Raw genomic sequence first — 14,457 nt, 5'->3', positions numbered from 1 at the left:
GCAGACGTGAGCCTGACGCATGGTCCCCTGTAGGAGACGGCTTGCTGGCGAAGGCGCCGTGTCAGTCACGTTGATGGCGGCAGTTGGATGTGGTTCGCCAGCAAGCCGGCTCTACAAAGGTCGGCGCTGGTCTGATTTGCGTAGGGTGACCGACGCACCGCATTCGCGGGCAAGCGCGCTCCTGCAAGGGAGGCGCGCTTGGGTTTATCAGGCCAGCGTCTCGTCCGTCGCCGGCACGACCAGAATCCCCGCCCGCAGCCCGTTTTTGACGTTCGGGTTGGGGAAGATGATCCGGGCGCCCTCTTCTTCTATCACCCAGCGTGAATCGGCCAGGTCTTCGGCCAGCACGTAACCTTTTTCCAGTTCCGTGAAGTTCTCGATGTCCGCCGGCAAGTGCAGCTGGAAGGCGTCGCTGTGCTTGATGATCTCCCGGGCCACGCTGAACAATTGCAACCCGTTCAGGTCCGCAGGCTCGTCGGCTTCGGTCCCGGCAATCAAGTGTTCGAGGCAGGCTTGAAGCTTGTCGAGATTGACTTGCTGGTTCTGCCCGAACGGGCGCGCCTTGCCCAATTCCAGGGTGAAGGCTTCGGCGTCGAGCTTGTCGTAGGTGTAGGCGCTGAACACGATCGACGACTTGTTCTGCAGCAGCACCGCTTCCATGCCGGCAGTGCGCAGCCGGGCGAGTTCGCGGCGGGAATGGGCGCGACCTTCCTTCCACGGGTATAGCGCGAACTGCTCGATCTTCGAACCGCGGATCGCGGTGTGCAGGTCGTAGTGCAGGCGGTAGCGGCCCGGAATGTTGAAAAAGCTGGCGGCCAGACGCTCGAGTTCGCAGGCGCGCAAGGCTTCGCTGCCCCCGCTGTGCTCGTGACGGCCGTTGAACAGACGGTTGACGTCCTGCTCGACGTAGCGCCCGCCGCTGCGCATCGCTTCGGGGTTGCCGAACAGGAACAGAATACGCGCGCGAGGCTTGAGTTCGCCCCGGGCGATGGCATGAATCAGCACGTCGAGGAGCTCGATCGGCGCGGTTTCATTGCCGTGGATGCCGGCGGACAACAACAAGTCGGTGCCATTGTCCCGCGCTTCGGGAGGCCGGACTTCCAGCGCCCCTTCAGCGAGCCAGCGCATGCGAACGCCGTCGACGGTCAGCTGAGTCTTTTCCGCGGGTTCGCGACCCGCGAGGGTCAGTTCAAGCAGTTTGCCGAGGGCGAGCATGGGGAGCTTCCTGCGCAGGCTTAGTCGTGGGTGCAGTCTGGGCCGTGCACGTGGCCGTCTTCGTCATCGCCGCTCATGTCAGCCGGTTCCATTTCCAGTTGCAGGCTGACCAGGTTGGTGGCCAATGGACGCAACAGCAGGTTGGCGTATTCGGCATCGCCTTCTTCGACGTCAACGCCGATCAGCAACTGGCCACGGCCGTCCTGTTGAATCCAGACCTCTTTGCCCTGCCAGATAACGGCAAGACGGGTGCAGGACGTTTCCAGCTGAGTGCCGTCGGTGTCTTCAAGGATCAAACGCAGGGCGTCGGTCATGGCAAAACTCTCTCTATAAAAGCTAAAACTTCGTCACCTGACGCCGCTCGGGCGCAGGCGTAACGGATGGGGTGCATCAGTTGATCTGGAAAGGATAGACCGCGCCCAGTTTCAGGTGCTGCGTCAGCTCGTCCAGCGCCGTACGGCATTCAATCAGCAGCTGTGGATCGGCCAGATCGCTGTCGCTCATGCGGTCGCGATAGTGTTTGTCGACCCACTGCGTCAGCGTGTCGTACAGCGGCGCGGTCATGATAACGCCTGGATTGACCGCCGCCAGTTCGGTTTCATTCAGCGCCACGCGAAGACGCAGGCACGCCGGGCCGCCGCCGTTCTGCATGCTCTGCTTGAGGTCGAACACCTTGACCTCGCGGATCGGGCTGTCGTCCGCCAGCAGGCGCTGCAGGTAATGCCACACGCGCTCGTTGCTGCGGCACTCTTCCGGCACGATCAGCAGCATCGAACCGTCCGCACGGGACAGCAACTGGCTGTTGAACAGGTACGAACGCACCGCGTCCTCCACGGCCACTTCACTGCGCGGCACGCAGATGGCCTGGAAGCGACCGCCGCGTTGACCGAGTTTGTTGTGCAGCTCGGCGAGCATGGGTTCGGTGTTGAGGAAGGCGTCCTCGTGATAGAACAGGACCTCGCCGTTGCCGACGGAGATCACGTCATTGTGGAACACACCCTGGTCGATCACGGCCGGGTTCTGCTGGGCGAAGACCACGCCCTCGGCGCTCAGGCCATGCAGACGTGCAACGGCCTGGGAGGCTTCGAGGGTCTGGCGGGCCGGGTATTTCTGCGGCGCGGGAAAACGGCTGTCGAACGCGGCGCGGCCAAAGACGAAAAACTCGACACCGGGCTCCCCGTAGCTGCGGCAGAAACGCGTGTGGTTGGCCGCGCCCTCGTCGCCGAACTGGGCGACGGCAGGCAACGCCGCATGGTGGGCGAAATGCTGTTGATCAGCGAACATCGCGCCGAGGACGCGGCTGGTGGTCGGGTGCTCAATGCTGCGGTGGTACTTGCAGTTGAGGTTGGCGGCGGTGAAATGCACGCGGCCGTCGGCGGTGTCGGCGCTCGGGCTGACCGTGGCGGCATTCGCCACCCACATGCTCGACGCCGAGCAGCTGGCAGCCAGCAGCGGCATCGACTCTTTGGCGGCGCGCTCGATGACCTGTGCGTCGCTGCCGCTGAAGCCAAGCTTGCGCAGACCGGCCACGTCGGGACGCTCCTGCGGGGCCAATACGCCTTGGGTGAAACCCATTTCCATCAGCGCTTTCATCTTGGCCAGCCCCTGCAAAGCGGCCTCGCGCGGATTGGAGGATTGCTGGCAGTTGTTCTGGGACGCGACGTTGCCGTAGGACAGCCCACCGTAGTTGTGGGTCGGGCCCACTAGACCGTCAAAGTTGACTTCACAGGATTTCATCGGTGAGGCTCCGTGGATCTGTATTTTTTATAAACATCAAAAGTCGTGTGGCAAGGCTGCAATGACCGCTTGGCCTCTTCACCTGTAGGAGCCAGCTTGCTGGCGAAGGGGTCAGCCCTGACATCCCATCGCCGACTGACCCACCGTGTTCGCCAGCAAGCCGGCTCCTACAGTCCGTGTTCGCCACTGCGCCAGATAATCGACTGCGCTCTTACAGGGCTCAGTTCAAGGTGATGCCGGGCGTCAGGCTGGCAGGCAGTGCCAGGGTTTCGGTTTCCAGCGAGGCCACCGGGTACGCGCAATAATCCGCCGCATAATACGCACTGGCACGATGGTTACCCGAGGCGCCGACACCGCCGAACGGTGCGGTACTCGCCGCGCCGGTGAGCTGCTTGTTCCAGTTGACGATACCCGCGCGGCTCTGCAGCCAGAACTGCTGATAGCGCGCTTGGGAATCCGACAACAGCCCCGCCGCCAGCCCGTACTGAGTGGCATTGGCCTCTTCGATCGCTGCGTCGAAGTCGGCGTAGCGAATCACCTGCAACAGCGGGCCGAACAATTCCTCATCCTCGCGATCAGCCACGTCACTGACGTCGATGATGCCTGGGGTCAGAAGCGCCGATTGCGCAGTTGGCTGGGTCATTTCGAGCAAGGCCACTGCGCCGTTGGCCAGCATGACTTCCTGGGCATCGATCAGGGCTTGCGCAGCGGCAAGGGAAATCACCGAGCCCATGAACGGCGCGGGCTGTTGATCAAAGGCGCCGACCTGAATAGTGGAAGTCACCTCAACCAGCCGTGCGAGGAAGGCATCGCCCCATGCCCCTTCCGGCACCAGCAGGCGGCGGGCGCAGGTGCAGCGCTGGCCGGCAGAAATAAAGGCTGACTGAATCACGGTGTAGACCGCGGCATCGACGTCCGCGACCTGATCGACCACCAGCGGGTTATTGCCGCCCATTTCCAGGGCAAGAATCTTGTCCGGGCGACCGGCGAACTGTTGATGCAGGGAATTGCCGGTGCGGCTGGAACCGGTGAAGAACAACCCATCGATGCCTGAATGGCCGGCCAGCGCGATGCCGGTGTCACGCGCGCCTTGCAGCAGATTAAGCACGCCCGCCGGCAGACCGGCTTCGATCCAGCATTGCACGGTCAGTTCGGCGACTTTGGGCGTCAGTTCGCTGGGTTTGAACACCACGGTGTTGCCCGCCAGCAGCGCCGGGACGATGTGGCCGTTAGGCAAGTGACCCGGGAAGTTGTAAGGACCGAACACCGCCACCACGCCGTGGGGCTTGTGTCGCAACACAGCGGTGGCGTCGCCCAGGGGGCCGCTCTTCTCGCCGGTCCGCTCGCGGTAGCTCTGAATCGAGATCGCGGCCTTGTTGGCCATGCTGGTGACTTCAGTTGCTGATTCCCACAGCGGCTTGCCGGTTTCCTCACCGATGCAACGGGCGATCTCATCGGCGCGGCTCTTCAGCGCAGCAGCGAAGGCTTCGAGCACAGCAATGCGCTCGTCCAGGGTGCGCGTCGCCCACGCCGGAAACGCCTGACGGGCCGATTTGACCGCCGCGTCGACCTGTTCAGCCGTTGCGCTTTTGCCGGACCAGATCACCTGCTGGCTCACCGGGTTCAGGGACTCGAATGCGTCGCCCTGCCCGTCCTGCCAGGCACCGGCAATGTACAAAGTGTTCATCAAATACTCTCCCGGGCAGGCGACAGTTGCACAGCGCGAACTTGATCACCGGCGCTGAGGCGCAAGCGCTTTGCCGTCTGCGGGTCGACCACCAATGTGCCGGCGGCAAGACGCGCAGGCGCAGCGGTCACGCGGCAGTCTTCGCGCTTGCGGTTGTGAATAAGGAATGGCGTCGCATCGTCACCCGGCGTCCCGACCGCCAGCACCAGCGCCTGGCTGTCGCGGACCGCGCGGATCTTGCTGGTTTCGCACTCGATGGCCGGGCCGGCGTCGAAAATGTCGACGTAGCCCTGATAGCTGAAGCCTTCGGCCTTGAGCATCGCCAGCGCCGGTTCGGTGCTGACGTGTACGCGGCCAATGACGTCGCGCGCGGCCTCCGAGAGGAAGCAGCTGTACAGCGGAAACTTGGGCATCAGTTCAGCGATAAAGGCGCGGTTGCCGACCCCGGTGAGGTAATCGGCCTGGCTGAATTCCATCTTGAAGAAGTGCCGGCCCAGGCTTTCCCAGAACGGCGAATGACCCTGCTCGTCGGAGATGCCGCGCATTTCAGCGATGGTCTTGGTGCCGAACAGTTCCGGGAATTCGGCGATGAACAGCATCCGCGCCTTGGACAGCAAGCGGCCGTTGAGGCCGTTGCGGTAGTCGGCGTGGAGGAACAGCGAACACAGCTCGGAGTTGCCGGTGAGGTCGTTGGCCAGGAACAGCGTCGGGATCTCCCGGTAGATGTTCAGCTCCTGGGAGGCGCTGACCGTCAGGCCGACTCGGTAGTTGTACCAAGGCTCGCGCAGCCCCACCGCGCCCGCGACGGCGGAAATGCCCACGACTTTCTCGTCGTCATCTTCGAGCACGAACAGGTAATCAGCATCGCCCCGCCCGGCCTCGCCACGGAAGGTTTTCTCGGCCCAGCCGACCCGGTGCGCCAGACGCTCTTCATTGGCCGGCAATGTGGTCAGGCCTGCGCCGGTGCTGCGCGCCAGCTCGATCAGCGACGGAAGGTCACTGTTGCGTACGGGACGAACGATCATGCTTTCTCCTCAAACCGGGGGTTCTGCAACGCCCGGCGAACTCGCTAACCTGCTTTACGGCGTCGGCCTGCCACTGCAGCGCCGGTCGCCGTCAACTCATCTCAACCCAGCTTGAACCGGCTGTCAGACCGCGACGATGCGCACGCTGGCGCCTTCGCCGACGCCCAGCGCTTCGGCCGCGGTCAGGCTCAGGGCGACCGGCTTGCCGGGCACCCAGTCCAGCTCCAGCATCACGGCGCGGTAATCCTGCAACTGGCCATTGGAAACCAGATAAGGCCGCCCGCCCTTGACCGCATCACCGGTGCTGACCGTGTCGACCTTGACTGGCACAACGCGGCTCTGGGCAATCGAGCGAATGCCCGACACCCGGGCGTGCAGCGTCGGCCCGCCGTCGAAGATGTCGATGTAATGATCGGTCTCGAAGCCTTCGCGCATCAGAATGTCAAAGGTGATCTGCGCACGCGGATGGACCTGACCCATGGCTTCCTGTGCTTCGTCCGGCAGCAACGGCACGTAGATCGGGTAATGGGGCATCAGCTCGGCGAGGAAGGTCCGGCTTTTCAGCCCGCACAGACGCTCGGCTTCGGCGTAGTTGATGTCGAAGAAGTTGCGCCCGATGGCGTCCCAGAACGGCGAGTCGCCGTGGTCGTCGCTGTAACCGACGATCTCGGTGACCACTGAATCAGCGAAGCGCTCCGGGTGGCTGGCGACGAACAACAGACGGCCGCGGGAATTGAGTTCCGACCACAGCGTGCCGACCAGTTCAGGCAGCACGTAGAAGCTGGTCAGCAGGCTGTTGCCGGTGAGGTCGTGGCACTGCGAAAGCACGTGAATCTTGTTGTGGATCTTCAGTTCGCGGGAGGCGTGGACGAAGGTTTCGTTGCGAAAGCTGTAGAACGGCTCGGAATAGCCCGCCGAAGCGACGATCCCGGAACAGCCCACCAGACGCCCGGCTTCCGTGTCTTCGAGGACAAAGAAGTAGGTCTCTTCGCCATTGAAACTGACTTCCGCCGAGAACGAGGCTTCGGACGCGGCAATCTTGTCACCCAGACGTCCAGCGTCATCCGGCAGGGACGTGACACCAATCGGGCTGTCTGCCGCGAGTCGTTGAACCTCGCTCAGATCCGCCATTTGCGCGGGGCGCATCACCAGCATGGTGTCACTCCTTGAGAAAAAAATCGGGCCGGTTTAGCGGCGAAAAATAAAAAATATCAGGCAGGACAGCGATCCGTAGGAGCCGGCTTGCTGGCGAATGCGCCGGGTCAATCGACATAAATGTCGCTGATGCAACGGGTTCGCCAGCAAGCCGGCTCCTACAAATTCAGCGCAGTTTCAAGCCCCGGTCAGCTTGGCAACCGCCCGTTCGAAGCGGTTCAGGCCTTCTTCGATGTCGGCGTCTTCAACCACCAGACTCGGCGCGAAACGCACGACGTCGGGACCGGCCTGCAGCACCATGACGCCTTCCTGCTCGGCGGCATTGAAGAAGTCTTTGGCCTTGCCTTTCCAGGCCTCGGTCAACACGCAGCCCATCAGCAGACCCATGCCGCGCACCTGGCTGAACACGCCATATTGCTGACCGATCTTCTCCAGACGGGCCTTGAACCGTTCATGCTTGGCCTTCACGCCGGCCAGCACTTGCGGGGTGTTGACCACGTCGATGACCGCCTCGCCCACCGCGCACGCCAGCGGGTTGCCGCCGTAGGTGGTGCCGTGAACGCCAACGGCCAGGTGCTTGGCGAGTTTTTCAGTGGTCAGCATGGCGGCCATCGGGAAACCGCCGCCGATGCTTTTCGCACTGGAGAGGATGTCCGGCGTCACGCCGTAATGCATATAGGCGAACAGATGACCGCTACGGCCCATGCCGCTCTGCACTTCGTCGAAGACCAGCAGCGCATTGTGCTCGTCGCACAATTTGCGCGCGCCTTGCAGGTATTCGAGTTCAGCAGGCAGTACACCGCCCTCGCCCTGGATCGGCTCCAGCACCACCGCGCAGGTCTTGTCCGAGACGGCGGCTTTCAGCGCGTCGAGGTCATTGAACGGGACGTGGGTGATGCCGGTGATTTTAGGGCCGAAGCCATCGGAGTATTTCGGCTGACCGCCGACACTCACGGTGAACAGGGTGCGACCGTGGAAGCTGTTCAGGGCGGCGACGATTTCGTACTTGTCAGGGCCATACAGATCGTGGGCCACGCGGCGGGCCAGTTTGAACGCGGCTTCGTTGGCTTCGGCGCCGGAGTTACAGAAGAACACGCGGTCGGCGAAGGTGGCATCGACCAGTTTCTTGGCGAGGCGCAGCGCTGGTTCGTTGGTGAAGACGTTGGAGACATGCCACAGCTTGTTGGCCTGTTCGGTCAGCGCGCCGACCAGCGCAGGGTGCGCGTGGCCCAGCACGTTGACTGCGATGCCGCCGGAGAAATCAACCAGTTCGCGACCCGACTGATCCCAGACGCGAGAACCCTGACCGCGCACGGGGATAAACGCTGCCGGGGCATAGTTGGGAACCATCACCTGGTCGAAATCGGCACGTTGCACCGGTACTTGCTCAACGGACATCGGAGTCTCCTGAAGACGGAACGCCTGCCTGGGACAGGCGAGCGATGAAAGGATTGTAAGGACTGATTCGGGCCGGGCCTTGCCGCCAAGCGACAACTTCTTATAGCGCCAAACCGGCTTTTTACGGGGTTTTCGGCAATGCGACAAATTGCGTCACAAAGGCGCAGTTTAAACACTGCAGACCTGTAGGAGCGCGCTTGCCCGCGAAAGATTGATCAGGCGATAAAGATGCAGTGGGTGAACTAACGCCTTCGTGGGCAAGCGTGCCTCTACAGATGAAGGTCGCAAAGCGGATTCACCCGCGCTCGGCGGGCACCGATGACAATTCGAACGGGCTGCTGCTACGGCGCTGGTTGCGGTCTTCACGGGGGGTGGCACCGAAGAAGTTGCGGTAGGCGCTGGAGAAATGCGGCCCGGAGGAGAACCCGCAGGACAGGCCGATCTGAATGATCGACTTGCTGGTCTGCATGAGCATCTGTCGGGCCTTGTTCAGGCGCAGCTCGAGGTAATACTGGCTCGGCACGCGATTGAGGTACTGCTTGAAGATGCGCTCCAGCTGACGTCGCGACACGCACACGTGCTGGGCGATTTCGTCGGTGGTCAGCGGCTCTTCGATGTTGGCTTCCATCAACAGCACCGCCTGGGTCAGCTTCGGGTGGCTGGAGCCGAGACGGTTTTGCAGCGGAATCCGCTGGCGCTCGCCGCCTTCACGAATGCGCTCCACCACCAGCTCTTCGGACACCGCGCCGGCCAGCTCGGCGCCGTGATCACGGGCCAGCACGGCCAGCAACAGATCCAGCACCGACATCCCGCCGCAGGCCGTCAGGCGATCGCGATCCCAATCGAACAGATGACTGGTGGCGATGACCTTGGGAAAGCGCTCGGCAAAATCGTCCTGCCAGCGCCAGTGCACTGCGGCACGGTAACCGTCGAGCAAGCCCAATTGCGCCAGCGGATAGACGCCCGCCGACAATCCACCGATCACGCAACCGGCGCGGACCAGTTGCTTGAGCGCACCACCGAGGGCCGAGGACATCGGCGCCGGCGGCTCGTCGGCCAGCAGAAACAGCTTCTGAAACCCTTCCAGACGACCGACCCACGGCTCGCCCGGCAATTGCCAACCGGTGCCGTCAACGGGCGGTTCGGCCTGCAGAAACGACAGTTCGTAAACCACTTCGGGGTGAACGCGCTGAGCAACACGCAGGGCTTCCTCCGCCAGCGCCAGGGTCAAGGCTTTGGTGCCGGGCCAGATGAGAAATCCGATTCGATGGGCAGTCATGGCGTGCAATCCGAAACGTGTCGCTAAAAGGGGTCGCACGCCTGGCGCGCGATGGGAATCTGTAACCTTCAGTCAATGGCTGCGGTCTGAGTGACGCGCAGCATGAACCGTTCTGAAGCAAAACGCACCGCCCTCACGTGGCGGGCTGGCTACTTCAAACTGCCGGACAGGAACTGCTGCAAACGCTCGGATTTCGGATTGACCAGCACTTCACGGGGGTTACCGGATTCCTCGACCAGGCCCTTGTGCAGGAAGATCAGCTGATTCGACACTTCACGGGCGAAGCCCATTTCGTGGGTGACCACCACCATGGTCCGGCCTTCCTGGGCCAGCGCCTGCATGACTTTCAGCACGTCGCCGACCAGCTCGGGGTCCAGGGCGGACGTCGGTTCGTCGAACAGCATGACTTCCGGCTCCACCGCCAGCGCCCGGGCAATCGCCACGCGCTGCTGTTCGCCGCCGGACATGTGCCCCGGGTAAGCGTCCTTGCGGTGATAGACGCCGACCTTGTTCAGATAATGTTCGGCCTTTTCCAGCGCTTCTTTCTTCGGCACGCCGAGGACGTGCACGGGCGCTTCGATGATGTTTTCCATCGCGGTCATGTGCGACCACAGGTTGAAGTGCTGAAACACCATCGACAGGCGCGAACGCATGCGCTGCAGCTGTTTCGGGTCAGCCGCCTTCAGGCCGCCGTCCTTGTTGGAGACCAGCTTCAGCTCTTCATTGTTGAGCAGAATGCGGCCGGATTTCGGCTGCTCCAGCAAATTGATGCAGCGCAGAAAGGTACTTTTACCCGAGCCGCTTGAGCCGATGATGCTGATGACATCGCCGGCCCTGGCGGTCAGCGAAACGCCCTTGAGCACTTCGTGACTGCCATAGCACTTGTGCAGGTCCTGGACTTCCAGTTTGTTCATGATGTCGGTTCTCACAAGTAATCAGTCACTGAGCAGGCGGCCGCTGCGCAACGGCGTGCGGCCGGCCACTTTGGCCATCCAGAAACCCGGCTGGGCGTAACGCAGTTTTTCGATGGCAAACAACACACCCGCGGTGCCGGCACAGACGGTGGCGGCGCGATCGGTCAGCGGGTCGATGACCTCGAACAGCGGTTCGCCGGGTTCGACCCAAGCCCCCGCCGGACGCAAAAACGTCAGCACACCGGGATGGGGCGCATAAATCATTTCAGTGCCTTCGAACGGCATGCCTTCGCAGGCTTCATGGATCGGCTGCGGCCACTCGCCGCTGATCAGGCCCTGCTCGGCGAGAAACGCCAGAATGCCTTCAGCATAAGCCTCGGCTTCAGCCTTGCCGGTGTTGGTCTGGCCGCCCAGTTCCAGAGTGGTCGCCAGGCACGCCAGCGGGATCTGCGCGTCCGGGAACTGCTTGGACAAACGCAACCACGGCAGCGAACAGGCTTCGTCGAACGAGCTGCCGCCGGAATCTTCGGCCAGCAGCGCAACGGTCACCCCCAGATGCGCCGACAACGAACGCCATTGCGGCCAGTGCTGGGGCAAGGCGTACATGTGCAGCGAAGCGTCAGTGTCGCAATGCAGGTCCAGGACGACATCAGCGTTGCAGGCATGACTGAGCAAGACGCGCTGCATCCCGGCCAGCTCGCTGCCGGCAGGTGGTAATTGCTCAAGCACATCCGCCATGGCCTGGCGAATCAGTTTGACGTTGGCGTGGGGGTCGTCGCCGAGCTTGCCTCCCAGCGCCTGAGCCACCGGCTCGCTCAGTTCGGTGAAATCGCGATTGAAATTCTTGCCGCTGCCGTACTCGAAACGGCCCTGGTGGTTGCCCTGCAGCAACTGGCCCAGCCCGATCGGATTGGCGACCGGCACCAGCTCGATGACGCCCTTGAGCAGGCCCTGTTCTTCCAGCTGCGTCAGACGTTTCTTCAATTCCCAGGCGGTGCGCATGCCCGGCAGCTCATCGGCATGCAGGCTGGCCTGAATGTAGGCCTTGCGCTCGCCGTGGCCGAAACGGAACACACTCAAGGTGCGCTGGGTGCCGAGGTTGCCCCACGGCAGAGGGTGATCGATGCGCTGCATATCAGTGCTTCCTCGGGGCGAGGTAACTGAGCCAGCGGCGCTCGGCCAGCTTGAACAGTTTCACCAGAATGAACGTCAGGCACAGGTAGAAAACACCTGCGGTGATGTAGGCCTCGAACGGCAGGTAGAACTGCGCATTGACCGCGCGCGCCGCACCGGTGATGTCCATCAGCGTGACGATGGACGCCAGACTGGTGGTCTGCAGCATCATGATCACTTCGTTGCTGTACTGCGGCAGCGCACGGCGCAGGGCCGAAGGCAGCAAAATCCGGCGGTACATCTTGGCTTTCGACATGCCGATCGCCCGCGCCGCTTCGATCTCGCCCGGCGGCGTGGATTTCAGGCTGCCGGCGATGATTTCAGCGGTGTAGGCGCTGGTGTTGATGGCAAAGGCCAGGCACGCGCAGAAGGTCGCACTCGACAGCCACGGCCACAGGATGCTTTCACGCACTGCTTCGAATTGCGCCAGCCCGTAATAGATGAGGAACAGCTGCACCAGCATCGGCGTGCCGCGTATGACGTAGGTGTAGCTCCATGCCAGCAGATTGACCCAGGCGATCTTCGAGACGCGCATCAGGCCCAGCGGCAGTGCGGCGAGCAGGCCGAAAAACAGCGACAGCGCGAGCAGTTTGAGGGTAATCAGCAAGCCGCCGAAGTACAGCGGCAGGCTTTCCCAGACGACGTTGTAATCGAAAATCATAGGTCTGCCACCCTTACGCCGGCCGAGTAACGTTTTTCGATGTAGCGCAGTACCAGCAGCGAGACACTGGTGATGACCAGGTACATGGCCGCGACTGCGAGGAAGAAAGTGAAGGGTTCGCGGGTGGCATCGGCCGCCTGCTTGGCCTTGAACATCATGTCCTGCAGACCGACCACGGAAATCAGCGCGGTGGCCTTGGTCAGTACCAGCCAGTTATTGGTGAACCCGGGGATCGCCAGACGAATCATCTGCGGCACCAGAATGCGGAAGAACACCCGGCCACTGCTCATGCCGTAGGCCATGCCCGCTTCGGCCTGCCCTTTGGGGATGGCCATGAACGCGCCGCGGAAAGTCTCCGACAGGTACGCACCAAAGATGAAACCCAGGGTGCCGATACCGGCTACCAGCGGGTTCAGGTCGATGTAGTCGTCGTGACCGAGCAGCGGCGCGATGCGGTTGAGCAGGTCCTGACCGCCGTAGAAAATCAGCAGAATCAGCACCAGATCAGGAATGCCGCGGATCACGGTGGAATACAGATCGCCCAGCCATGCCAGCCAGCGCACCGGCGACAGTCGCAATGCCACGCCGATCAGGCCGAGCATGATCGCCAGCGCCATGGAGCACAGAGCGAGCTGCAAGGTCAGCCATGCACCGTCGAGGATGACGGCTCCGTAACCTTTCAACATGTTGTTTGGCCCTCAAGCGCGGGATAGAAAAATGGCGCAATCAGTCGGTACGGTGACCGGCTGCTTGCGCCATTGACGGCTTCAAGCCACGTTACTTGCCGTAGATGTCGAAGTCGAAGTACTTGTCCTGAATGGCTTTGTATTTGCCGTTGGCACGGATGGCCGCGATGGCTGCGTTGAGCTTGTCCAGGTCAGCCTTGTCGCCTTTGCGCACGGCAATGCCAACGCCGTCGCCGAAGTAGTTGACGTCGGTGAAGGCCGGGCCGACGAACGCGTAGCCTTTGCCGGATTCGGTGTTCAGGAAGCCGTCCTGCAGCAGGGTGGCGTCAGCCACGGTGCCATCGAGACGTCCGGCGCCGATGTCCAGGTAGATTTCGTTCTGCGAGCTGTACGGCTTGATTTCAGCACCCAGCGGGGCCAGGACTTCGCGGGCGAAACGCTCGTGGATCGAGCCGCGCTGCACGCCGATGTTCTTGCCCTTGAGCTCTGTCAGGGCGTCGCTGACGACGGTGCCCTGCTTCATGACCAGACGGGCCGGGGTGTTGTAGTACTTGTTGGTGAAGTCGACGGACTTCTTGCGGTCTTCGGTGATGGACATCGAGGACAGGATGGCGTCGATCTTGCGCACTTTCAGCGCCGGGATCAGGCCGTCGAATTCCTGTTCGACCCATACGCACTTGACCTTCATCTCTTCGCACAGGGCGTTGCCGATGTCGTAGTCGAAGCCGACGATGCTGCCGTCCGGGGCCTTGGAGGCAAACGGAGGGTATGCCGCTTCGATGCCGATCTTCATGGGCTTTTCATCGGCGAATACGGGCTGTGCCAATACGGACAGTGCCAGCGCACCCAGCAGCATGAGCTTTTTCATTTCTTGGAACTCCATCGGTATAACGCGACAAATGGCAGTGAGCGAGACGCTCAATGAACAGGAGGAATCAGAAATTGCGACGCGAGGTGCCGGCGGGTCTCTGGACCCGACAAGCCTTCGGCGAGTGGTCGGCATTTTAGCGGCAGGCTGAAAGTCGATATTTCTTCAATGCGACAACTAGTTACAGAAGCGCATGAAATCGCGATCAGGCCAATTGACATCCAAAAAGCTTTATGCAAGTGCCAGAGTTGGCAAACCTATCAACGAAGCAAATAACGCGCCCATTATTGGCAAAGCCTTATGATCCGGCAAGTCCAGCGTGGAAGCGGGTTAATTCGGGGCGATGAAATGCGTTGGATTCGGGTGGAAACGCCCCACAACGGGGCGCGAGGTTACCGGGGCGGATGTGCGGTAACAAATCGATATTTCCCGAATCCTGAGTCCGGGAAATGTGAAGATCAAGAGCGTCCGCCTGGGGGCGGACTGTTTCGCCTTCGGCGAGTTACTTGGAAAAGCACCCCAAGTAACCAAGGGTGCTTGCTCTCGGTTTGGCCCGACTTCGTCGGGTTCCTTCACTCCGGTCTCGCTCCGTGGGCCCGCCGCCATCCGCCATCCATGGCGGGGGGCGGCTCTCGCGGCATCCATGCCGCTCGGCCCAC

13 protein-coding genes are annotated in these 14,457 nt (G+C 62.1%); all 13 read right to left on the bottom strand.

What is annotated here, in order from left to right:
* Window positions 1–207: 207 nt before the first annotated feature.
* The 13 genes from astE to ACQKEN_RS09490 all read right to left on the bottom strand — a co-directional run bounded on the left by astE (window position 208) and on the right by ACQKEN_RS09490 (window position 13,798).
* Entirely contained in the window at window positions 208–1,215 is a 1,008-nt protein-coding gene (gene astE, locus ACQKEN_RS09550) for a succinylglutamate desuccinylase (protein ID WP_427685259.1), read from the bottom strand.
* A 20-nt stretch (window positions 1,216–1,235) separates the two neighbouring features.
* Window positions 1,236–1,529, bottom strand: coding sequence for a topoisomerase II (locus ACQKEN_RS09545; RefSeq protein WP_237250524.1), 294 nt, complete (start codon window positions 1,527–1,529; stop codon window positions 1,236–1,238).
* A gap of 76 nt (window positions 1,530–1,605) precedes the next feature.
* Window positions 1,606–2,952, bottom strand: coding sequence for an N-succinylarginine dihydrolase (gene astB, locus ACQKEN_RS09540; RefSeq protein ID WP_427685258.1), 1,347 nt, complete (start codon window positions 2,950–2,952; stop codon window positions 1,606–1,608).
* A 220-nt stretch (window positions 2,953–3,172) separates the two neighbouring features.
* Entirely contained in the window at window positions 3,173–4,642 is a 1,470-nt protein-coding gene (gene astD, locus ACQKEN_RS09535) for a succinylglutamate-semialdehyde dehydrogenase (RefSeq protein ID WP_427685257.1), read from the bottom strand.
* Window positions 4,639–5,664: an arginine N-succinyltransferase gene (gene astA, locus ACQKEN_RS09530; protein ID WP_427685256.1), complete on the bottom strand. Its 1,026-nt coding sequence runs from the start codon at window positions 5,662–5,664 to the stop codon at window positions 4,639–4,641. The genes astD and astA overlap by 4 nt, the downstream gene beginning before the upstream one ends.
* 123 nt (window positions 5,665–5,787) lie before the next feature.
* The gene (gene aruF, locus ACQKEN_RS09525; RefSeq protein ID WP_074890339.1) at window positions 5,788–6,819 is read right to left on the bottom strand and encodes an arginine/ornithine succinyltransferase subunit alpha; all 1,032 of its coding nucleotides are present in this window, start codon (window positions 6,817–6,819) and stop codon (window positions 5,788–5,790) included.
* Window positions 6,820–6,996: 177 nt separating this feature from the next.
* On the bottom strand, window positions 6,997–8,217 hold the full coding sequence (locus ACQKEN_RS09520) for an aspartate aminotransferase family protein (RefSeq protein WP_427685255.1): 1,221 nt from the start codon (window positions 8,215–8,217) through the stop codon (window positions 6,997–6,999).
* 295 nt (window positions 8,218–8,512) lie between these two features.
* Entirely contained in the window at window positions 8,513–9,496 is a 984-nt protein-coding gene (argR, locus tag ACQKEN_RS09515) for a transcriptional regulator ArgR (protein ID WP_369304627.1), read from the bottom strand.
* A gap of 149 nt (window positions 9,497–9,645) precedes the next feature.
* The gene (locus tag ACQKEN_RS09510) at window positions 9,646–10,410 is read right to left on the bottom strand and encodes an ABC transporter ATP-binding protein (RefSeq protein ID WP_427685254.1); all 765 of its coding nucleotides are present in this window, start codon (window positions 10,408–10,410) and stop codon (window positions 9,646–9,648) included.
* Between the two features lie 21 nt (window positions 10,411–10,431).
* Window positions 10,432–11,544, bottom strand: a complete 1,113-nt coding sequence (locus ACQKEN_RS09505) for a succinylglutamate desuccinylase/aspartoacylase family protein (protein WP_427685253.1) — start codon at window positions 11,542–11,544, stop codon at window positions 10,432–10,434.
* A 1-nt stretch (window position 11,545) separates the two neighbouring features.
* A complete protein-coding gene (locus ACQKEN_RS09500; protein ID WP_133773343.1) occupies window positions 11,546–12,244 on the bottom strand; it encodes an ABC transporter permease in 699 nt (232 codons plus the stop codon).
* The gene (locus ACQKEN_RS09495) at window positions 12,241–12,930 is read right to left on the bottom strand and encodes an ABC transporter permease (protein ID WP_427685252.1); all 690 of its coding nucleotides are present in this window, start codon (window positions 12,928–12,930) and stop codon (window positions 12,241–12,243) included. Before ACQKEN_RS09495 ends, ACQKEN_RS09500 begins: the two co-directional genes overlap by 4 nt.
* A gap of 91 nt (window positions 12,931–13,021) precedes the next feature.
* Window positions 13,022–13,798: an ABC transporter substrate-binding protein gene (locus tag ACQKEN_RS09490; RefSeq protein ID WP_427685251.1), complete on the bottom strand. Its 777-nt coding sequence runs from the start codon at window positions 13,796–13,798 to the stop codon at window positions 13,022–13,024.
* Window positions 13,799–14,457: the final 659 nt, after the last annotated feature.

Origin of the sequence: Pseudomonas sp. NPDC078416 (genome assembly GCF_050268485.1) — a bacterium.
Classification (GTDB): Bacteria; Pseudomonadota; Gammaproteobacteria; order Pseudomonadales; family Pseudomonadaceae; genus Aquipseudomonas.
The sequence above is the reverse complement of the archived record's forward strand: the minus strand, read 5'-3'. Positions and strand labels throughout refer to the sequence as shown.